We start from the raw sequence: 21007 nt of genomic DNA, 5'->3' as shown, positions 1-21007 counted from the left end.
CCGCGTCGAGGAGCTCCGAGGCGGCGCGCACCAGGCCGGCGACGGCGAGCGACTTGCTCTGCGGCGGCCAGGCGATGACCGTCGTGACCTGCGGGGCGTCGGACACCGGCACGACGGACAGCCCTTCGCCGACGTGGATGCGCGCCGACTCGGGCAGCATGATCGAGGCGCGGCCCAGCCGCACGAGCTGCAGCACCTGGGTCAGGTCGCGCATCTCGGGACCCGGCGCGTCGGGGTAGCTGCCGTCGAGATGAGGCCACCGCGGCGCGGGGAGGTCGGGGATCGACGAGGCCTCGGCGACGGTCAGCGACGGCATGCGGCTCACGGGATGGCCGGCGGGGACGATCAGGACCTGGTCCTCGACGCTCAGCACGTCCACGTCGAAGCCGCTGATGTCGTCGAACGGCAGGTGCAGGATCGCGACGTCGGCTCGCCCGTCGCGCAGCATGGGCGCCTGGTGGCCGGGCGCGCTCAGCACCACCTCGACGTCGACCGCGTCCGGCTCGGAGGCGTAGGCATCGAGCAGCGTGGCGAGCAGCTCGCTAGCCGTTCCCGACTTCGCGGTGAGTACCACGGGCGCCCGGCTCCCCGCCTCGATGATGCGGCGGGTCCGCCGCTCGGCCGCCTCGACTGCGGCCAGAGCGGCCCGGCCCTCGCGCAGGAGGGTCTGGCCGGCGGACGTGAGGCTCATGCCGCGAGGGGAGCGGACGAACAGGTCGGCTCCGATCCGCCGCTCGAGCTGGGCGATGGCCCGCGACAGCGGAGGTTGCGCCATCCCGAGCCGGTCGGCGGCCCGCCCGACGTGCGACTCCTCGGCGACGGCGATGAAGTAGCGCAGCTCGCGGGTTTCCACGCGACGAGCGTACGCCGCTGGCCTCGCGCCATACCGGCGCGGTATCGCGCTGCACCCGATCGGTCTTGGAGTGTCCGATTGCTCTCGTCGCAGGATCGGTGCATGACAGAGAACCGCTCCACCACGCCCACTGCACTCGTCACGGGCGCCAACAAGGGCATCGGCTACGAGATCGCCGCCGGCCTCGCCCGGCGCGGGTTCCGCGTCGGCGTCGGCGCGCGCGACACCGCGCGACGCGACGACGCCGTGCAGAAGCTCCGCGCCGAGGGACTCGACGTCTTCGGCGTGCCGCTGGACGTCACGGACGACGCGAGCGTCGCCGCGGCCGCCGCACAGCTCGAGGAGCAGGGCGGCCTGGACGTGCTCGTCAACAACGCCGGGATCACCGGCGGCATGCCGCAGGAGCCGAGCAAGGTGAGTGCCGGCCAGGTCCTGACGGTCGTCGACACGAACGTCGTCGGCGTCATCAGGGTCACCAACGCGATGCTGCCCCTGCTGCGCCGAGCCACGTCGCCGCGCATCGTCAACGTCTCCAGCTCGGTCGGGTCCCTCGCCCTGCAGACCGCGCAGGCCGAGCCCGTCGGCCCGATCTCCGGTGCGTACTCGCCGACGAAGACCTACCTCAACGCCCTCACCGTCCAGTACGCCAAGGAGCTCGCCGACGCCGGCATCCTGGTCAACGCCGGGTGCCCGGGGTACGTGGCGACCGACCTCAACGGCCACCGCGGGACGCGGACGCCCGAGCAGGGCGCTGCGGTCTTCCTCGAGCTCGCCACGCTGCCCGACGACGGGCCGAGCGGCACGTTCCGCGACGAGTCGGGCTCCCTGCCCTGGTGACGCCCTGTCACGTCGCCCCAGCCAGGAGCGTGCCGTGGCGGCGGTCGGGGCGTTTGGGGTTGGGGTGAGTGCGAGTGTGCCGGACGCCGAACCCTGCGTCCTCGACGAGCCGGGAGAGCTCGTCGACGGGCCACGAGTAGGCCTCGGTCACCGTGTGCGGGAAGGGCTCGAGCCGGTCGCTCTCGTAGAAGCCGACGAGGAGGGTCCCGTCGTCGGCGAGGCAGCGGCGGAACTCCCGCAGGACGAGCGGAACGCGCTCGGGCTCGAGATGGATCAACGAGTACCAGGCGAGGATCCCGGCGACCGAACCGTCGGGCCGGGCGAGGTCGTCAAGGTTGGCCACCCGGTAGGGCACAGTCGGAAAGCGCGCCGTGGCCAGATCGACGAAGGCCGGGACGAGATCCACGCCCTCGACGTCGGCACCGAGGTCGGCGAGCAGCTGGGTCCAGTGACCGGGGCCGCAGCCGGCGTCGATGACGGGGCCGCGGCAGCGTGCGGCCCAGGCGGAGATGAGCTGGATGTCGGGCGGATTCATCGCCGAGACCGAGCCGAGCGCCGCCGTGTACTCCTCCGCGCGGGCTGCGTAGGCCGCCCCGACGACTTCGTCGGTCGCCGCCGCCCGGACTACGGGGTGGTCGCCGGTCTCAGCAGGTCCGGAGCCACGGGGTTCGAGGGCCACGGGACAGCATCGCACCGCTTTGCCTCGTCGACGGGGCCAAACCACGCGCACTACCCGGGGCGCGGGGCGTGTCGTCGCGAGGTTCCTCGCCTATAGGTCGATGTCGCCGTCCGTCGCCGTCGCCGTCGCCAGCGGCAGGATCGCGATGGCCTCCACCTCGACCAGCTGGTCGTCGTAGCCGAGCACGGTGACGCCGAGCAGCGTGCTGGGCACCTCGTGGTCGCCGAAGGCCTCATGGATGACGTCCCAGGCGATCCCCAGATCCGACTGTCGGGACGTGGCGACGTACACGGTCGTCTTGACGACGTCGGTCAGCTGCGCGCCAGCGGCATGCAGCGCCGTCACCAGATTGGCCACCACCTGGCGGGCCTGGCCCGCGACGTCGCCGACGGCAACCGTCCGACCGTCGGCGTCCAGCGGGCAGGCACCTGCGGTGAAGACGAACGCACCGGGACCGGCCACCGCGGCGTAGGCGTAGGGCGCCTTCGACGTCAGCTGCTGGGGCCGGACGAGGGCGACGGCGGGCTCGGGAGACATGCGCCCACTCGAGGAACTCATCGACCTTGCCGGCGGCTCACTGCCTGACCTGCCGTAGGACACCTTGGTGAGCTTGCGCGCCCCACCTTGTTGTCCGAATCCTTCGCCCGGCACCTCGTGATGACCACACCGTCAAGCTGATCTGCCCAGCCACCAAGCGACGTCGAGCGCCAGGTCCAGCTGTTCTCCTGACGCGACTGCGAGTCGCAGCACGTGGCCGACCGATCACGCCGGTGCGTTCACACGGGGACGGGCCCGCGGTTCATCCACCTGCCGTCAGCCGGAGCGCGAGGCGGCGGGGCGCCTGCACGAGATAGCTGTCCGTCACCAGCTCGGCAACCTCGACCCAGTCCGTCTCGTCGTCCAGCACCATTCCCACGACATTCACACCCCAGTCGGCCCGGAAGAACGGAGGGCCGGCGTGCGCCAGTGCTTCCAACTCCCCGGGTAGCGCCCGGAAGGTCATCAGGATGGCCGGATGGTCGAGATCGAGGTACGCCGACCGCCGCTCGTCGGTGGTGTAGACGTGAAGGAACGTCCGCCGGCGAATCCGCCACCGCAGGCCGATCCACGCCGGCTCCTCGTACGCCTCCGGCAGTTCCTCGCAGATCACCCGGAGCCGGCCCACAACGGCGGGTGGAACGTCCGCGATGTCGCTCATCTGGCTCCTCCCGCGCCCATCCTCCCCGCCGGGTAGGACATCGGCACATCAGAGCTTCCGGGGGTGGCGGGGCCGCGCCGACGTCGGAGGACTATCGGGCCCTTCGAGGCCCCCGGGCGCCTTACCAGCGGATTTGGCGTCCCGAACCCGCGGCAGCCGCGGACGAGATCGATCAGACAGCGTTCGGTGAGTAGGAACTCATCCGCGTTGTCTGGCGACCGGCGCTGTGACCTGGGGTGGCAGGCGCGGGCGGTCTCGACACACCTCGAAGTCGCCCACCCGCGTCTCCAACGCGGCGAGGACGTCGGCGGCGTCGAAGACTGCGCCCGGCGCTTGGGCGCCCGAGCCGTGGTGGCGCCCGTCGAGGAGGCGGACCGCGCCCTCGACGACGATCGGGGCCGTGATGGCGTAGATGTCACGGCCCACTGCGGTGATGCGACGGGTGTGCGGGCCGCGGCGGACTGCGACGTCCACGGCGAACCGCTGCGCGGAGCGGCCGTGCTCGTCGGTGACGGGCGGCGGGGGAGTCGTGTGGTCGTGCAGGTCGTCGAGCGGGGCCGTGTTCAGGTACGAGCGCAGGTTCTCGACCAAGAGATGGCTGTTGATCGTGATCACCTCGGAGAAGGGGAGCTCGACCACGGCCTGGGCACCCAGGGGAGCGGGGTAGTTCCAGCTGCCGGTCGGAGCCGGGTCGGCCAGCGGGGTCAGCGCACCGTCGCGGATGACCATCCGGGTCGCGGTGTTGCGGGCGCCGGTGATCCGGGTGCCGGCCGTCGGCCACCAGTGATCCAGGCCGATGGCGACCTCGACCTCGTCCGCAGCGGGACCGTTGTCCAGCGCGGCGGTGACGAGCAGGTCGACGAGGCCGCCGTAGAACGCCATCGCCGGGACGACGGCGACGCCCGCTGCACGGGCGGGAGCGTCGAGCTCGCGGTACAGCAGCTGCACGGCCGACTGCTCGGCGGTGACGTCGAGGTAGTGGGCGCCTGCGTCGACGGCCGCCCGGGCGAGCGGCAGGGCGGTGTCCAGGAAAGGTCCGGCGCAGTTGATCACCGCCCCCACTCCCGCCACAGCCTGCTGCAGCAGGCCGGGGTCCTCCACCCTGGCGACGCGGCGCTCCAGGGAGGCGTGCGGCTGCAGGGCAGCGTCGAGGCGTTCAGCGCTGCGACCTGCGAGCACAGGCGTGAGCCCGCGACGCACCAGCTCGTCGACGACAAAACGGCCGGTGTGACCTGCGGCGCCATAGACAAGGACTCGTTCAGAGGAGTTCACGCAAACGATCCTGGACCTCGTGCGGTTGCGGCACGAGTGTCGTGAACGACGCCTCGCGTACAGTTTCGGACATGCCCCGGATCGCCCTGGCCATGCACCGGTCCTCGATGCTCTACGAAGCGGCCATCGCCGCCGAGATCTTCGGTGTCGACCGCTCGGACCTCGCTCCGGGCGGCGAGTGGTATGACCTCGTGGTCTGCACCGCCGACGGCCTGCCGCACCCGTGGCTCCCGGAGCTGCCGACGGCGTCGTACGCCGAACTGGCCCGCGCGGACTCCGTGGTCGTGCCGTCCTCCGACGACGTCGGCGCCGACCCCGACCCGGTCCTGATTGCGGCACTGCGCGGGGCGCACGACCGCGGCGTCCGGATCGCGTCCCTGTGCACCGGTGCGTTCGTCCTCGCCGCGGCCGGGTTGCTCGACGGCCGGGTCGCGACGACGCACTGGATGCACGCCGAGGACCTGGCGCGCCGCTATCCCCAGGTCCACGTTCGCGCCGACGTGCTCTACGTCGACGACGGCGACGTCCTCACCTCGGCGGGCAAGACGGCGGCGCTCGACCTGTGCATCCATCTCGTGCACCGCGACCTCGGTGCCGCCGCGGCCAGTGGGATCGCGCGACGGCTCGTCGCCCCCGCCCACCGCCCCGGCGGGCAGGCCCAGTTCATCCCTCCACCCGCCCAGCCGCGCGGCTCCGGCGGGCTGGCTGTCACGCTCGACTGGGCGCGAGCTCGACTCGATCAGCCGCTCACCGTGCAGGATCTCGCCGGTCACGCCAACCTCAGCACCCGCCAGCTCGCCCGTCGGATGCTCGCCGAGCTCCAGGTCGGACCGCTCGCGTGGCTGCACCAGCAGCGCATCATCCGCGCGCAAGAGCTGCTCGAGCGCACTGACGCCTCGATCGACCAGATCGCCGTCAGCTGCGGCATGGGCACCTCGACCACCCTGCGCCGCAACTTCCACCGGGTGGTGGGCATCACCCCCACCACCTACCGGGCGTCATTTCGGCTCACGCAGCCCTGACGCTGATCGTCCCCTGCGGGGTGGTGCACCCGGCATCGAGCCGCAGCGTTCCCCGGCACTCCATGGCCAACCATATGGATGTGGCCGGCTCGGACGACATGCCACGACGGTGGGCGGACTGGTGACAGGTCAAGGTGTCACCCATTCCCCTTTGTAGGAACTCATCGAACTTCTCCGGAGCCCGAGGCTCTGACCTACTTGTCCGATTCCTCCGCCCGAAGCCTCGTATCGCTCGAGAACGCTTGCGAGGGCAGGCGCTCGAGGCCGGTCGTCCGCTTCAGGAAGTCAGCGGACCATGCCGGCCTGCAGCCGACCGCCCAAGGGCGCGAGCAGCTCGTCGGCCATCCGGACGAAGGCGACCGCGTGCCCTGCCACGAACGCCTCGGTCAGACGATCCGCGACCGACCCGTCCCACGCCCGGAGCCTGCGCAGCAGCCACTTCCCGGACCCGAGCCAGCAACCGTGGGCCACGAGCAGCAGTTCCGACAGCGCCCTGAACGCCTCGGCGAGGAGCAGTGCGCGCTCTCCCGGGTCCTCGGCATCGGTCAGGTCGTCGAGCAGGGCGCTGACGGAGTAGCGACGCTGGTCGAGCGCGTGAGGCTCGATCGTGGGCCCGGCCGCCAGCACGCCGTCCGCCCACGCGCGGAGCTCCACGAGCTCCGACCCGGAACGCAGGATCACGCCCTCGGTGAGCATGGCCAGGATGACCGGCCGGTGCGCGGCGAGCTCCCTGCCGGCCCACCTGCGGTAAGCGTCCGGCGTGTACGCGAACACCTCGACCAGGCGGCTTGCGTGCTCGTAGGTCGCGGCGAGGCTCGCGTCCTCCCCGTCGAAGGACTCCTCCGGGCAAAGGACCACCAGGTCGAGATCGCTCGTGGACGTACTGGTGCCGGCGGCGCTGCTCCCAGCTAGAACGGCGCCGACGGCCGAGGGAAATCGGTCGGCGACGAATCCGTTCGCGAGGCCGAGCAGCTCGGCGGAGATGGTCTTCACCCGAGCGAGCCTAGGAGCGCAACGCGTTCGAGCGTCCGTCTTTCTGGGACAACTCGGTGAGATTGGGACACGCCGTGGGCAACTACGTGGGATATGGCCAACTCAGACGGGATCCCACATCTGGCGTTGCGGTCGCGCCTATCCCACGCGGGAATGTTCGGCCCTCAGCGAAGGTTGAGCCAGTCAGACTCAAGTTTGCGACGCAGGGCTTGCATCGAGCACGTAGCGGATGCAAGGTTGAGCGCAGCGGACTCAAGAGCGGCCCGCCAGCGGGCCAGGCCCAGCAGCAGAGATCGAAAGAAGGCACACACATGGCACGAGCAGTCGGCATCGACCTGGGCACCACCAACTCCGTGGTCGCCGTCCTCGAGGGTGGCGAGCCCACCGTCATCGCCAACGCCGAGGGATCGCGCACGACGCCGTCGGTCGTCGCGTTCTCCAAGACCGGCGAGGTCCTCGTCGGCGAGATCGCCAAGCGCCAGGCCGTCACCAACGTCGACCGCACGATCGCGTCCGTCAAGCGCCACATGGGCACGGACTGGTCGCAGTCGATCGACGACAAGAAGTACACCGCGCAGGAGATCAGCGCGCGGGTGCTCTCCAAGCTCAAGCGTGACGCCGAGGCCTACCTGGGCGAGCCCGTCACCGAGGCCGTCATCACGGTCCCGGCCTACTTCAACGACGCCGAGCGTCAGGCGACCAAGGACGCGGGCGCCATCGCGGGCCTCAACGTCCTGCGCATCATCAACGAGCCCACCGCGGCCGCCCTCGCCTACGGGCTCGAGCGCGGCAAGGAGGACGAGCTCATCCTCGTCTTCGACCTCGGTGGCGGCACGTTCGACGTCTCCCTGCTCGAGGTGGGCAAGGACGACGACGGCTTCTCGACGATCGAGGTCCGCGCGACCTCGGGCGACAACCGCCTCGGCGGCGACGACTGGGACAACCGCATCGTCGAGCACCTGACCGCCGAGGTGAAGAACTCGACGGGCGTCGACCTGTCCAAGGACAAGATCGCCGTGCAGCGTCTGCGCGAGGCGGCCGAGCAGGCCAAGAAGGAGCTCTCGTCCGCGACGAGCACCAACATCTCGCTGCAGTACCTGTCCATGAGCGAGAACGGCCCGGTCCACCTGGACACGAAGCTCACGCGTGCGCAGTTCCAGCAGCTGACGCAGGACCTCATCGACCGCACCAAGGCGCCGTTCAACGCCGTGATCCGTGACGCGGGCATCAAGCTCGCGGACATCGACCACGTCGTCCTCGTCGGCGGCTCCACCCGCATGCCCGCCGTGACCGAGGTCGTCACCGAGCTCACCGGTGGCCGCGAGCCCAACAAGGGCGTCAACCCGGACGAGGTCGTCGCCGTCGGTGCCGCGCTGCAGGCCGGCGTCATGAAGGGCGACCGCAAGGACGTCCTGCTCATCGACGTCACCCCGCTGTCGCTCGGCATCGAGACCAAGGGCGGCGTGATGACCAAGCTCATCGAGCGCAACACGGCCATCCCGACCAAGCGCTCGGAGATCTTCTCCACGGCTGAGGACAACCAGCCGTCGGTGCTGATCCAGGTGTTCCAGGGCGAGCGTGAGTTCGCGCGGGACAACAAGCCGCTGGGCACGTTCGAGCTGACCGGCATCGCGCCGGCCCCGCGCGGGCTGCCGCAGGTCGAGGTCACCTTCGACATCGACGCGAACGGCATCGTGCACGTGTCCGCCAAGGACCGCGGCACGGGCAAGGAGCAGTCGATGACGATCACCGGCGGCTCGGCCCTCCCCAAGGAGGACATCGAGCGCATGGTCAAGGAGGCCGAGGAGCACGCGGCCGAGGACAAGGCGCGCCGCGAGGACGCCGACGCCCGCAACTCCGCCGAGCAGCTCGTCTACTCGACCGAGAAGCTCCTCGTCGACAACGCCGACAAGCTGCCCGACGAGGTCAAGACCGAGGTCCAGGCCGCGGTCGGCGAGCTCAAGGTCGCCCTCGAGGGCACGGACGCCGACGAGGTCAAGGCCAAGACGGCCAACCTCTCGACGGTCGCGCAGAAGATCGGCGAGGCGATCTACGCCAACCAGGGTTCGGCCGACGAGGCTCCGTCCGACGAGGCTCCGACCGCGGATGCCGATGAGGACGTCGTCGACGCCGAGATCGTGGACGACGAGGACGACAAGAAGTGACGGCCGAGACCCCGGACGACCGTCAGTCCAACGGCGGTACCCCCGAGGACGACGTCCTCGCCGAGGCCGAGTCGGTCGCGGCCGAGGCCGAGGAGGCCATCGTGCTCGAGGGTCTCATCGAGGCCCAGAAGCTCGCGGCCGAGCGGCTCGAGGAGGTGCAGCGCGCCAACGCGGCGCACTACAACCTCGAGCAGCAGTACTCGGCCTACGTGAAGCGCTCGAAGGCGGACGCGCTCGCCGCGCAGGAGCGCGGCGTCGTGAACGTCGTCGAGGCGCTGATCCCCGTGCTCGACGACATCGAGCTGGCTCGCCAGCACGGTGACCTGACGGGACCGTTCGCGTCGATCGCCGAGAAGCTCGAGGGAACGCTCGGCCGGTTCGGCATACAGCGCTACGGCGCGGTCGGCGAGCCGTTCGACCCGGCGGTGCACGAGGCGCTCATGCACTCGCACTCCGCCGAGGTCACCGAGCCGACCGTGCAGCTCGTGCTGCAGCCCGGCTACCGCACCGCCGACCGCGTGATCCGCGCGGCCCGCGTGGCGGTCGTCGACCCCGAGGCGTGACCCCGCGACGCCGCGCCCGGACCATCGGGCGCGGCGTCGCACCACAGACACGCATCGCACACAGACACAAGGAGGCTCGGTGACCGGGCAGGACTGGATCGAGAAGGACTTCTACCGCGTCCTCGGCGTGGCCAAGGACGCCGACGCGGCGACCATCAAGAAGGCCTATCGCAAGCTCGCCCGCACCAAGCACCCCGACCACAACCCCGGCGACGCCAAGGCGGAGGCGGAGTTCAAGGAGGTCGGCGAGGCGTACGCCGTGCTGTCCGACCCCACCCAGCGCCAGCAGTACGACCAGCTGCGCGCGATGACCGGCGGCGCTCGCTTCCAGGCCGGTGGTCGCGGCGGCGGTGCGGCCGGGTTCGAGGACATGTTCGGCAACATGTTCGGCGGCACCGCGGGCGGTGCCCGCACCCGCTCGGCCGGCGGCGCCGGCGGCTTCGAGGACATCCTCAGCGGCATGTTCGGCAACGGCGCGGGCGGCTTCCAGCGCGGGCCCCAGCCTGGCGCGGACCTCTCGGCCTCGGTGACGCTGCCGTTCCGCGAGGTCGCGGAGGGTGCCACCGTCTCGCTCTCGGTCGACGGCCGCACCGTCAACGCGCGGATCCCGGCGGGCGTGCGCGACGGGCAGAAGATCCGCCTGCGCGGCAAGGGCCGGCCCGGCGATCCCGGTGCTCCGGCCGGCGACCTCGTCGTGACCGTCAAGGTCACGCCGCACCCCGTCTTCACCGCCGACGGCGCCAACCTGCGCCTCACGGTCCCGGTCGCCTTCGACGAGGCCGCGCTCGGCGCGACGATCGAGGTGCCCACGCTCGACGGCACCCCCGTGCGCGTCAAGGTCCCCGAGGGCACCCCCTCGGGCCGGGTGCTGCGCGTCAAGGGTCGCGGCATCGGTGGCAAGGGCGACCTGCTGGTCACCGTGCAGGTCGTCGTCCCGCAGCGCCTGACGGGTGCCGCGCGCGAGGCCGTGCAGGCCTTCGGCATCGCGACCTCGGGCGACGACGTCCGCGCCGGGCTCATGGACCAAGCCAGGTCGTAATGGCCGACGACACCCCGCTCTACGTCATCTCGGTGGCTGCCGAGCTGGCCGGCATGCACCCGCAGACCCTGCGCCAGTACGACCGCCTGGGCCTGGTGTCGCCGTCCCGCACGGCCGGTCGCGGTCGGCGCTACTCGCTGCGCGACATCGCCACGCTGCGCGAGGTGCAGCGCCTCTCGCAGGACGACGGCGTGAACCTCGCAGGCATCAAGCGCATCCTCGAGCTCGAGTCCGAGGTGGACCGGTTGCGCCACCAGATCGACTACCTGCGTGCCTTCGTCGACGCGGGCCGACGAGTCTTCACGGCGGACCCGCGCGGCGACGTCGTCGCCACGCGCCGCGTCGCCCGCCAGCCCCGCGCCGCGCAGGCGCCGCGGGCGATCACCCAGTCGGGCTCGGTCGTCCTCTGGCGCCCGTCACGCTGACTTCTTGCCCCACCTGCTCATGTATGAGCATGCTACGTTCGCAGTATGTCCGTGCTCGAGCGTCGACTGCAGATCCTCATCGACCACGAGCGGTTCCGCCTGCTCGAGTCCGAGGCGGGTCGCACCGGGCGGTCGGTGGCCGCGATCGTGCGCGGTGCGTTGGACGCTCACTTCGAGGCGGCAGCAGCGATCGAGCTGCGTGCGGCCGCCGCGGACCGCCTGCTTGCCGTCCCGTCGGTGGCTGAGGAGCCTGTGGACTGGGCCGATGCCAAGCGCGACCTCCAGTCGTCGCTCGACCGCGTGGGCCGCGCGTGACGGTGCCCCGACTCTTCGTCGACACCGCGGTCCTCGCCTACGCCGTGGGTGGAGCGCACGAGCAGCGCGAACCGTGCCGCCAGATCCTGGCCGCGGCCGGACGGGGCGAGATCGAGCTGCATGCCAGCGTCGAGGCCGTCCAGGAGTTCCTCTTCCACCGGATGCGTCGGTCCGACCGCGAGTCTGCGGTGCAGCAGGCGCAGGACGTGATGAGCCTGGTCGTCCTGCACGACTTCGACCGTGACGTGCTCGCAGGTGCGGTGCGGCTCGTGGGCTCGGGAGCGCTCGCCGGGCGCGATGCCGTCCACGCCGCAAGCGCGGCGGTCGCTGGGTTCTCGGCCATCGTCACCCCCGACCGCGACTTCGACGGCCTCGTCGACCTGGTGCGGGTCGACCCCGCCGACGCGGTGGCCGGCTGACCGCCGCGGGCCGAGCCGCGGCTACGGTGGACGCCGACGAAGGAGGTCTCGATGACGAGGCAGGTGGACGGCTGGGACGCACCGGTGTGCGGCATGACCTGGGGCTGGACCGGTGTCCGCGGCACCTGGCTGACGCCCGAGGCGCAGCACTCGATGGACGAGATGGCCGGGCTCGGCGTGAGCTGGGTGACCCTCGCGTACGGCGCCCTGCAGGCGACCGCGCAGTCGACGACGATCGCGTTCGCCGACGAGCCGACGGTGACCGACGACGAGATCCGCGGAGCCGTCGCGCGGGCCCGCCGCCTCGACCTCAAGGTCTGCCTCAAGCCGGTGGTCAACGTCGCGGACGGCACCTGGCGCGCGTACATCGGGTTCTTCGACTGGGACGTGCCCGGTGAGCCGAGCTGGGCGCAGTGGTTCGCGGCCTACCGCGAGTTCATCGTCCACCACGCCCAGCTCGCGGCCGAGCTGCAGGTGGAGATGTTCTGCATCGGCTGCGAGATGGTCCGCGCCGACTCCCAGGAGGCGCACTGGCGCGAGCTGATCGCCGACGTGCGCGAGGTCTACGACGGACTGGTCACCTACAACTGCGACAAGTACCAGGAGGACCACGTCACCTGGTGGGACGCGGTCGACGTCATCTCGGCCAGCGGCTACTACCCGACGGGGTCGTGGCCCGAGCAGCTCGACCGCATCGGCGCGGTCGTGGAGCGCGAGGGCAAGCCGTTCCTGTTCATCGAGGCGGGCTGCCCGAGCCGCGAGGGGTCGCCCGAGCGCCCGAACGACTGGGCGCTCGTCGGCGCCCCGAGCGAGCGGGCGCAAGCCGAGTACCTCGACGAGATGCTCTCGGCCTGCGCGGAGCGCCCCTGGGTGGGCGGCTTCATGCTCTGGGACTGGCCGGCCACGCTGTACGCGCCCGCGGACGCGGCGACCAACGACGACTACTGCATGTACGCCAAGGAGGGCGCGGCCGTCGTCCGCCGCCACTACACCGCCTGACCCCGTCGCCGAGAACGACCCCCGCGGACGAGAACGACCGTCCGGGAGGGTCGTTCTCGCGCCGGAGGGTCGTTCTCGGCGGAGGCGCGGGGGGTGGCGCCCGGAGGGCGGCACGGCGCGAACTGGAGCGCTGCAGTACGTCGGCATCCCGGCCGCACGACCGCGCCGCGCGGTGACGGGTCCGTTTTGCCGGATCCATTGACCTCCGGAGCCTTAAGCGCTTTAGTTAGCGGCGGCCCCCTCAGCGCCGCTCGGCGCGCTGACCCGCGTCCAGGGCCGTCGGAACAAAGGAGTTTCGAGATGTCCTCCAGCAAGGTCGCGCGCATCGGCGCTCTCGTCACCGCTGCGCTGCTCGGCGCCACCGCCGTGCTCGCCGGATCCGCCCAGGCGTTCTCCGCCTCGAGCAAGCAGCAGGTGCTCACCTACCTCTCGTCGATCACGGGCAGCTCGATCGTGGCCGGCCAGCACAACAAGGAGCCTGCGTCGAGCCCGGCGCAGTACAGCCAGATCGTCAAGAACGTCACGGGCCAGCGGCCGGGCCTGTGGGGCGGTGACCTCATGTTCAACCCGGCCGACGTCGCGAACCGGCAGCGCGTGATCGACCAGGCCAAGACCGAGTGGGCCAACGGCTCGCTCGTCGCCCTGACGTGGCACGTGTGCCCACCCACGCAGGGCTCGTCGTGCTCGTTCGACGGCGGCGTGAAGTCGCGCATCACGAACACGCAGTTCGACCAGGTCATCGCGGACGGCACGGCGCTGAACACCGCGTGGAAGCGCCGGCTCGACGAGGCCGTCCCCTACCTCCAGCAGCTCAAGGACGCCGGCGTCCCCGTGCTGTTCCGGCCTCTGCACGAGATGAACGAGACCTGGAACTGGTGGGGCGGCTACGGCGCCAAGAGCGCGAAGCTGTACCAGATCACGCACGACTACCTGGTGGCCAAGGGACTGTCGAACCTCATCTGGGTCTGGAACGTGCAGGACAACCCGGCCGGCGGCTGGTCCACGTACTACCCGGGCAGCTCCTACGTCGACGTCGTCAGCCTGGACGCCTGGTACAAGAGCTACCCGAGCTCGGGCGACTACCAGCAGATCCAGTCGATCGCGGGCTCGAAGCCCATCGCGATCGCGGAGATGGGCAAGGTCCCCGACGCGGCACTGCTGAGCAGTCAGCCGCGCTGGTCCTATTTCATGATCTGGTCCGAGCAGCTGCAGGGCAGCAACACGAACGCGCAGATCCAGGCGACGTACTTCAGCTCCCGCGTGCTCTCCCAGGGCGAGATCTCCCTGCCGGGCGGTGGCGGCACGACGTCGCTGACCGGCGCGATCACCGGCCTCGGCGGCAAGTGCGTCGACGCCCAGGCGTCCGGCACGACGGACGGGACCGCGGTCCAGCTCTACACCTGCGCGACCGGCGTCGCGCAGACCTGGACGGTCAACGCCCCGGCCGGGACCGGCACCGTCGTCAACCCCAGCTCCGGCAAGTGCCTCGACGTCACCGGCCAGGGCACGGCCGAAGGGGCGAAGGTCCAGCTCTGGACCTGCAACGGCTCGGGCGCGCAGCAGTGGACCTACGACGGGTCCGCGGGCACGTTCCGCAACCCGGCGTCCGGCAAGTGCCTCGACGCCACGGGTCAGAGCAGCGTCGACGGCACCCGCCTGCAGATCTGGACGTGCAACGGGCAGAGCAACCAGCGCTGGACGCCGCCGGCGGCCTGAGGCCGGCAATGCACGGCTCACGACAGAACCCGACAGTCATCGACGCAAAGGAGCGCCGCGCACCATGCAGCCCACCACCCATCGCCCCCACCGCCGACGCGCCGGCGGGGTGCTCGCCGCGCTCGTCGTCGGCGCGGTCGTCGTGACGGGCGTCTCGACGCCCGCCACAGCGGCGACGCCCACCGCAGCGGCGACGCCGACCTCAGCGGCGACGCCGACCTCCACGAGCGCGCTGACCGACGCGGGCCTCGGCCCGTCGCTGAACCACGACTTCGTCCGGCGCGACGGCTCTCGGCTCGAGCTGGACGGCGAGCCCTTCCGGTTCGGCGGGACCAACGCCTACTGGCTCGGCGTCGACGAGAACGTGCCGGCCGGCGTCGTCGACTACCCGACCTACTTCCGCATCCGGGACGCGATCGACACCGCGGCAGCGATGGGGACGACCGTGATCCGCTCCCACATGCTCGCGTCGACCGGCAACGACCTGTCGATCCTGCCGACGAAGGAAGCCGGCTACTCCGAGCGCGCGTTCGACACCGTGGACTACGCGATCGCGTACGCGGCGAGCAAGGGCATCCGCCTGATCCTGCCGCTCACCGACAACTGGGCGTACTACCACGGAGGCCTGCGCGACTTCGCGCGTCCGTACGGCCTGTGCGCGGACGCGAGCGCCGACTGCCCGCAGTTCTACGCCGACCCTCGCGTGATCGCCGACTTCCAGGACTACGTGGCCACGATGCTGAACCACGTCAACCGGTACACGGAGCTCGCGCTCAAGGACGACCCGACGGTCATGGCCTGGGAGCTCGGCAACGAGCTCGAGGGCATGACGCCCGCGTGGATCGCCACCATCTCGGCGCAGCTGCGCGACGGAGCGCCCGAGCAGCTCGTCGCCGCCGGCCGCCGGTTCGACATCGACCCGGACACGCTCGCGGCCGACGTCGACATCGTCGACGTGCACTACTACCCGCCCACCGTCGCGAAGGTGACGGCCGACGCCAAGACCGTCACCGACGCGGGCAAGGCCTACATCGCGGGCGAGTACGACTCGAACTCCGCCTCGACCGTGCTGCCCGGCCTGGTGGACAACCCCGACGTCACCGGGATGCTGTCGTGGTCGCTGTTCCCGCACGACGACACGAGCGGGTTCGTGCAGCACCTCGACGGCTTCCAGATCCACTACCCGGGTGACAACGCGTCGATGCAGGAGGACGTCGCCGCGCAGCGCGCGTACGCGGCCGCCCTGGGGTCGACGGGTGACGTCGCGGTGACCCGTCCGCCGCTGATCACCTCGGTGACCGACGACTACGGTCTGCACCGCCTCGCGTGGCGCGGGGCCACGGGTGCCGTCGGGTACGACGTGCAGCGCACGACCGCCGACGGCTGGGCCACCCTGACCGACGAGCCGGTCGGCGACGCACCCTGGCTCGACACCGTGACCCGCGGGGCTGCCACCTACCGGGTCGTGCCGATCGCCGCCGACGGCGGTCGCGGGCCGGCGTCCGAGCCGCTCACCGTCCCGGCCGGCCAGCAGGTGACTGTCGACGCGCTCGGCTCGCTGACGCCCGCGGTCGCGCACACCGGCGTCGACGTGAGTCCCGCCGGCGAGGACACGCTCGTCGCGCCGATCGCCGCCGACGGCGGATCGTTGACGTGGTCCGCCCCCGGCCTGACCGACGTGCGCCTCACGGTGCGCGCCGCAGTCGCCCCGACGCTCGCGCTCGCCGCCGGCGCAGGCACGCGCTGGACCGACCTGGACGCCGCGGTCGCACCCGACGGCGACGGTCGCTGGGCCGTGACCGCGTCGGTCCCGGCCGGCACCGACGCGCAGCAGCTGCGCATCACCTGGCCCTCGACGTCGACCGATGGGCTGACCCGGCTCGAGCTGCGCTCGGCACCGCAGGAGGTCGTGCTCATCGACCCGCTCGACGACCTCGGCCGCACGAGCGCCGCCGAGCAGGTCGCGATCGACACCGGCAACCCCGCGCTGTTCGGCGGGGACGTGGGCCGCGCGAAGCGCACGGCCGCCGGTGCCGCGAGCATCGAGTGGACCGTCGATGCCGACGTCGCACCCGACGGCGTGACCGGCTTCGACGCGACGGCCTTCTACTGGCCCGACCAGAGCGCCGAGACGCTGACCTTCTCGGTCTCCGACGACGGCACCACGTGGCGGACGCTCACCCCGGACGTCGCCACGACGCCCGGCGTGGTCGGCGGGGCATGGCGCAAGGACGTGGTCTCCGCGCGCGCCCTCACCGGCGTGCGCCACGTGCGGGTCGAATGGCCGCGGGGCACCACGCCCGAGTGGGCGCAGCAGCTGGGGGAGATCCGGTTCCTCGCGGCGGGCTCGAGCTCGGGCGCGCCGACGGGCGTCACGACGACGGCCCCGGCCGACGGCGCCGACGGCGTGCGCGGCGTCCCGACGTTCACCTGGACCGCGTCGCGGGCCGCGCTCTCCCGCGTCGAGCTGTCCACGCACGCCGACCTGTCCGACCCGGTGGCCACCACCCGGACGGCCGGCACGTCGTGGTCGCCCGACGTGACGCTCGCCGAGTCGACCACCTACTCCTGGCGAGTCACGGCCCTCAACGGGTCGGGCGAGACCACCTCCGACGTCGCCACGTTCACCACGGCGACCCGGCCGACGACCCCGAAGGTGGTCGACGACTACGAGTCGTACGCCACCGACGCGGCCGTCGCCGCGGCCTACGTGCGCAACACCGGCGGCGGCGCCATCGCGCCGACGCTCGTGCCGGGTGCGAGCGGCCAGGGGATGAGCCTGGGCTTCGACCTGGGCAGTCCCGGCTACGCGGGTGTGACGCGCACTTTCAGCACCGCGCAGGACTGGTGGGGCTACGACGGCCTGTCGATGTGGCTGGACCGGAGCGCGCTCAAGGCCGGCCAGAAGCTCTCGGTCCAGCTGGTCGCCGGCGGCTCCTACTGGGAGGCGACGCTGCCCGAGCCCGGACCAAACGCCGCCGGCATCGTCACCGTGCCCTTCGCGGACCTGGCGCCGCCGTCGTGGGCCGGGGACAGCGGCCCGCTGGACCTGACCCGCGTCACGCAGCTCTCCTTCTACCTGGGAGGCGCGGGCACCGGGACGCTCGTCGTCGACGACGTGCGCGCCGTCCGGACGGACTCCGCGCCACCGACGACGACCGTCGCGACGACCCCGGACGAGCCTGCCTCGGGCTGGTTCACGGGTCCGGTCACGGTCACGGCCGCCGCGAAGGACGACGTCGACGCGCACCCGCTCGTCGAGCTGCGCGTCGGTGACGGCGCCTGGACGTCGGCCGACGAGGTTCGCGTGACGGCCCAGGGCGCCACGGTGGTGCACGCTCGCGCGACGGATGCGGCGGGGAACGTCTCGCCCGTGGTCGACCGCACGGTGCGGATCGACTCGGTCGCCCCTGTGGTCTCGGCCGCGCTCAAGGGTCGGGTGGTCACCTTCACGGCGACGGACGGCACCTCGGGCGTCGCCGCGATCCGGTACCGGCTCCCGGGCGGCAGCTGGACGCCCGCGTCGGGCACCGTCCGCGTGCCCACGGACGTCGCCTCGCTCGAGTACCGGGCGGTCGACGTCGCCGGGAACGCGTCGCCGGTCGCGACGCTCCGGACGCACGGCTCCGCGCGAGCCGCCGTGCTCGCCCTGGGCGTCCCGCCCCTCGTCCGGCCCGACGCAACCGCCCTCGTGCTCGTGCAGGTCCTGGGCGCGCGCGGCCAAGCCACGGGCACGATCACGCTCACGGAGGCCGACGGCACCGTCGTCGGCTCCGGGGCGCTCACCCACGGCCGGGCCACCGTCCGGCTGACCGCACCGGCGACGGCGGGCATCCACCGCTACGTCGTCACCTACGCGGGCGACGCGACCTATGCGCCGGCCGACGCCACGGTGCATCTCTACGTGATCGGAGGCAAGCGATGACCAGGAGAGGTCCCCTCGCGGTGGTGGTGGCCGCGGCGCTCGCGATGACGGCGGTCGCCGGTGCCGTGAGCGCCGGCGCAGCGACCCCCAGGGAGGACAAGCACGCCGCGAGCTGCTCCAGGCTCGCCCCCGGGACCCAGCAGGTGAGCGTGCCGTTCCGCGGCGCGTCGTACGAGGTGCGGGTGCACGTGCCCGCGCAGCGTGCCCACCGGGTTCCCCTGGTGCTCGACCTGCACGGGTCGGGCGCCGACGGTGCCGCGCAGGCCGCGATCAGCGGGTTGGACGCCGTGGCGGACGAGAACGGCTTCGTCGTCGTCGAACCCACGGCCGCCATCGCGCTCAACGGTGGCTGGGCGTGGAACGTCCCCGGCGTGCCGACGACCGCGGGGCAGCTCCCGCCCGCGGACGCCCGCGACGACGTCGGGTTCCTGCGCGCGGTGATCACCCGCGTCGGGGCCGCCGTGTGCGCGGACGACCGACGCGTCTACGCCACGGGCTACTCCGGCGGAGGCCGGATGGCCTCGGCGCTGGCGTGCCGGCTCGCCGACCGGCTGGCCGCCGTGGCCACGGTCGCCGGGCTCCGCGCCGGCAGGCCGTCCCCGCAGGACACGTCCGTGCCCGACGTGGCCGACTGCGCCCCGTCCAGGCCCGTGCCGGTGCTCGAGTTCCACGGAGACGCGGACTACACGAACCCGTACCTCGGCAGCACCGACCTGCGGTGGGGATACACGGTCCCGGTCGCGGTCCAGACGTGGGCCCGTCTGGACGGATGCGGCGTCGGGCCCGTGACCGAGCAGGTCAGCGAGCACGTCACGCGGTACGCCTACGCGCGGTGCGACGGCCGCGCGGACGTCCAGCTGTACCGCGTCGCGGGCGGGGGACACACCTGGCCGGGCACGTCCGTCGACCAGAGCGGCAACGGCACGGTGACCCACGAGATCGACGCGAGCCGGCTGATGTGGGCGTTCTTCGCCGACCACCCGAGGCGGTGAGGTCCGGACGGGCCGTGTCCGCAGGGGACGCGGCCCGTCCGGGGCGCCGCAGTAGGCTGCCCGGTGTGGCGGACAGCGCGAGGCCGGCCCGGTCACGAGTGACCATCAACGACATCGCCGAGCGCTCGGGCGTCTCCATCAGTGCGGTGTCGTTCGCACTCAACGGCCGCAAGGGTGTGTCCGCGCAGACGCGCGAGCGCGTGCTGCGGGTGGCCGACGAGCTGGGCTGGGCGCCGAGCAGCGCCGCGCGCTCGCTGATGGGTGCGCGCACGGACACGATCGGGCTGGTCCTCGCCCGGGAGTCGCGCACGCTGGGCATCGAGTCCTTCTACATGCAGTTCATCGCGGGCATCGAGAGCGAGCTGTCCATGCGGGACAACGCGCTGCTGCTCCAGGTGGTCCCCGACATGGAGACGGAGCTGGCGACCTACAAGAAGTGGCGCGCGACGCGCAGGGTCGACGGCATCGTGATGGTCGACCCGCGCATCGACGACCCGCGGATCGCGATGCTGTCCGAGCCGGACGCGCTCCCGGCGGTCGTCGTCGGCGACACGTCCCTCGCTGGCGGCCTGCCCAGCGTGTGGACGGACGACGACGCCGCGACGCGCGAGTCGCTGCGCTACCTGCACGCGATCGGGCACCGCCGCATCGCCCGCGTGGCCGGCGTCGAGGAGTTCGGTCACACGCACATCCGCGACCTGGCGTTCCGCGACGAGTCCGCGACGCTCGGCATCGAGGGGACCACGGTGCGCACCGACTACATGCCCGAGTCGGGCTCGCTCGTGACCCGTCGCCTGCTCACCAACCGGCCGCGCCCCACGGCGATCGTCTACGACAACGACGTGATGGCGCTCGCGGGCCTGGGCGTGGCCGCCGAGCTCGGCATCCGGGTGCCCGACGAGCTCTCGATCATCGCCTGGGACGACTCGCCGCTGTGCGTCGCCGCCTACCCCAGGCTGTCCGCGCTCAACCACGACGTCGTGGCGTACGGCGCGCACGTCGCTCGTCGGCTCTTCGACCGCATGCTCGGTGCCGAGGGCGGCAGCTTCCAGGACTCGACCCCCGCGCTCGTCCCGCGGGGGACCACGGCGCGCGTCCCCGAGCCCACCTGACCCGACGGTGCGAAGGGTCAGTCGCCCGCGGCGCGCATGACCGGCATCTCGACCGCGACCGGGTAGCGCTCCTCGCCCGGGGTGCGCTGGCGGACCAGCACCGGCTCCAGGTCCGGGCGGGCCGCGGTGCCGCGCAGGTTCTCGATCACCAGGTCCTCGACGTCGACCGCCTCGACCGCGTGCGCGAACGCGGGGTCGGCACCGGCCCACACGACCTCGCAGTTGCGCAGGGTCACGTCCGTGGCGGTGTCGATGTGGATGCCCGACGTCGGGTGCGCGTAGACCTCGGGGCCGTTCGAGGTGGGGCGGCGGTCGTACTCGCCTGCGGGCCAGCGCGACCAGCGGTCGAGCTCGATGCGCACGCCCTCCAGGACCACCCCGGAGATGAGGCCGGGGGCGTCGGAGCCGATGTACGCGCCGTTCTCGGAGCGGCACAGGATGTTGCGGAACCGCACGTTGCGCAGCCGGCCGACCGCGTCGTGC

General features: G+C 72.0%; 20 protein-coding genes. 13 read left to right on the top strand and 7 right to left on the bottom strand.

Going from position 1 to position 21007, the window contains the following annotated elements; all coding sequences use genetic code 11:
* A partial coding sequence (locus D1825_RS07565) for a LysR family transcriptional regulator (RefSeq protein ID WP_138067522.1) occupies positions 1–853 on the bottom strand: 853 nt, incomplete at its 3' end.
* A gap of 102 nt (positions 854–955) precedes the next feature.
* Between D1825_RS07565 and D1825_RS07560 the strand changes: the two genes are divergently transcribed.
* Entirely contained in the window at positions 956–1690 is a 735-nt protein-coding gene (locus D1825_RS07560) for an SDR family oxidoreductase (RefSeq protein ID WP_118766825.1), read from the top strand.
* Positions 1691–1697: 7 nt separating this feature from the next.
* Here the strand turns inward: D1825_RS07560 and D1825_RS07555 are convergent, their stop codons facing one another.
* The 4 genes from D1825_RS07555 to D1825_RS07540 form a co-directional block, all read right to left on the bottom strand.
* The gene (locus tag D1825_RS07555) at positions 1698–2369 is read right to left on the bottom strand and encodes a class I SAM-dependent methyltransferase (RefSeq protein WP_233549701.1); all 672 of its coding nucleotides are present in this window, start codon (positions 2367–2369) and stop codon (positions 1698–1700) included.
* Between the two features lie 90 nt (positions 2370–2459).
* Complete coding sequence (locus D1825_RS07550; protein ID WP_118766824.1) at positions 2460–2906, bottom strand: RidA family protein; 447 nt, start codon at positions 2904–2906, stop codon at positions 2460–2462.
* A 262-nt stretch (positions 2907–3168) separates the two neighbouring features.
* Positions 3169–3567 carry an MmcQ/YjbR family DNA-binding protein gene (locus tag D1825_RS07545; RefSeq protein ID WP_118766823.1) on the bottom strand — a complete coding sequence of 133 codons (399 nt, stop codon included), beginning with the start codon at positions 3565–3567 and terminating at the stop codon, positions 3169–3171.
* Positions 3568–3765: 198 nt separating this feature from the next.
* Complete coding sequence (locus D1825_RS07540) at positions 3766–4839, bottom strand: saccharopine dehydrogenase family protein (protein WP_199721537.1); 1074 nt, start codon at positions 4837–4839, stop codon at positions 3766–3768.
* A gap of 71 nt (positions 4840–4910) precedes the next feature.
* Here D1825_RS07540 and D1825_RS07535 point away from each other — a divergent pair, with 71 nt between their 5' ends.
* The gene (locus D1825_RS07535; RefSeq protein WP_118766822.1) at positions 4911–5861 is read left to right on the top strand and encodes a GlxA family transcriptional regulator; all 951 of its coding nucleotides are present in this window, start codon (positions 4911–4913) and stop codon (positions 5859–5861) included.
* A 285-nt stretch (positions 5862–6146) separates the two neighbouring features.
* On the opposite strand, the gene D1825_RS07530 is transcribed toward D1825_RS07535, so the two are convergent.
* Entirely contained in the window at positions 6147–6854 is a 708-nt protein-coding gene (locus tag D1825_RS07530; protein ID WP_158580696.1) for a nucleotidyltransferase domain-containing protein, read from the bottom strand.
* Between the two features lie 311 nt (positions 6855–7165).
* Here D1825_RS07530 and dnaK point away from each other — a divergent pair, with 311 nt between their 5' ends.
* The 11 genes from dnaK to D1825_RS07475 all read left to right on the top strand — a co-directional run bounded on the left by dnaK (position 7166) and on the right by D1825_RS07475 (position 20524).
* Positions 7166–9019: a molecular chaperone DnaK gene (gene dnaK, locus D1825_RS07525; RefSeq protein ID WP_118766820.1), complete on the top strand. Its 1854-nt coding sequence runs from the start codon at positions 7166–7168 to the stop codon at positions 9017–9019.
* The gene (gene grpE / locus D1825_RS07520; protein WP_118766819.1) at positions 9016–9582 is read left to right on the top strand and encodes a nucleotide exchange factor GrpE; all 567 of its coding nucleotides are present in this window, start codon (positions 9016–9018) and stop codon (positions 9580–9582) included. Before dnaK ends, grpE begins: the two co-directional genes overlap by 4 nt.
* A 79-nt stretch (positions 9583–9661) precedes the next feature.
* Positions 9662–10621, top strand: coding sequence for a DnaJ C-terminal domain-containing protein (locus tag D1825_RS07515; RefSeq protein WP_118766818.1), 960 nt, complete (start codon positions 9662–9664; stop codon positions 10619–10621).
* Positions 10621–11046, top strand: a complete 426-nt coding sequence (locus D1825_RS07510; RefSeq protein WP_118766817.1) for a heat shock protein transcriptional repressor HspR — start codon at positions 10621–10623, stop codon at positions 11044–11046. Before D1825_RS07515 ends, D1825_RS07510 begins: the two co-directional genes overlap by 1 nt.
* A 45-nt stretch (positions 11047–11091) precedes the next feature.
* Positions 11092–11361 (top strand): hypothetical protein, encoded by a 270-nt coding sequence (locus tag D1825_RS07505; protein WP_118766816.1) that lies wholly within the window; start codon positions 11092–11094, stop codon positions 11359–11361.
* Positions 11358–11780 carry a type II toxin-antitoxin system VapC family toxin gene (locus D1825_RS07500; protein WP_233549700.1) on the top strand — a complete coding sequence of 141 codons (423 nt, stop codon included), beginning with the start codon at positions 11358–11360 and terminating at the stop codon, positions 11778–11780. The genes D1825_RS07505 and D1825_RS07500 overlap by 4 nt, the downstream gene beginning before the upstream one ends.
* Positions 11781–11831: 51 nt before the next feature.
* Positions 11832–12779: a glycoside hydrolase family 113 gene (locus D1825_RS07495; protein WP_118766815.1), complete on the top strand. Its 948-nt coding sequence runs from the start codon at positions 11832–11834 to the stop codon at positions 12777–12779.
* Positions 12780–13079: 300 nt separating this feature from the next.
* Positions 13080–14495, top strand: coding sequence for a glycosyl hydrolase (locus D1825_RS07490; protein WP_118766814.1), 1416 nt, complete (start codon positions 13080–13082; stop codon positions 14493–14495).
* A gap of 64 nt (positions 14496–14559) precedes the next feature.
* Positions 14560–18420: an OmpL47-type beta-barrel domain-containing protein gene (locus D1825_RS07485; protein WP_118766813.1), complete on the top strand. Its 3861-nt coding sequence runs from the start codon at positions 14560–14562 to the stop codon at positions 18418–18420.
* Positions 18417–19412 carry an extracellular catalytic domain type 1 short-chain-length polyhydroxyalkanoate depolymerase gene (locus D1825_RS18575; RefSeq protein ID WP_118766812.1) on the top strand — a complete coding sequence of 332 codons (996 nt, stop codon included), beginning with the start codon at positions 18417–18419 and terminating at the stop codon, positions 19410–19412. The genes D1825_RS07485 and D1825_RS18575 overlap by 4 nt, the downstream gene beginning before the upstream one ends.
* A 98-nt stretch (positions 19413–19510) precedes the next feature.
* Positions 19511–20524 carry a LacI family DNA-binding transcriptional regulator gene (locus tag D1825_RS07475; protein ID WP_118766811.1) on the top strand — a complete coding sequence of 338 codons (1014 nt, stop codon included), beginning with the start codon at positions 19511–19513 and terminating at the stop codon, positions 20522–20524.
* Between the two features lie 17 nt (positions 20525–20541).
* Here the strand turns inward: D1825_RS07475 and D1825_RS18215 are convergent.
* Positions 20542–21007, bottom strand: a 466-nt coding sequence (locus D1825_RS18215) for a hypothetical protein (protein ID WP_199721535.1), incomplete at its 5' end; no start/stop codon positions are given.

Origin of the sequence: Cellulomonas rhizosphaerae, assembly GCF_003470205.1 — a bacterium.
Taxonomy (GTDB): Bacteria; Actinomycetota; Actinomycetes; order Actinomycetales; family Cellulomonadaceae; genus Cellulomonas; species Cellulomonas rhizosphaerae.
Note: the sequence above shows the minus strand (reverse complement) of the source record. Positions and strands in the feature narration are given on the sequence as shown.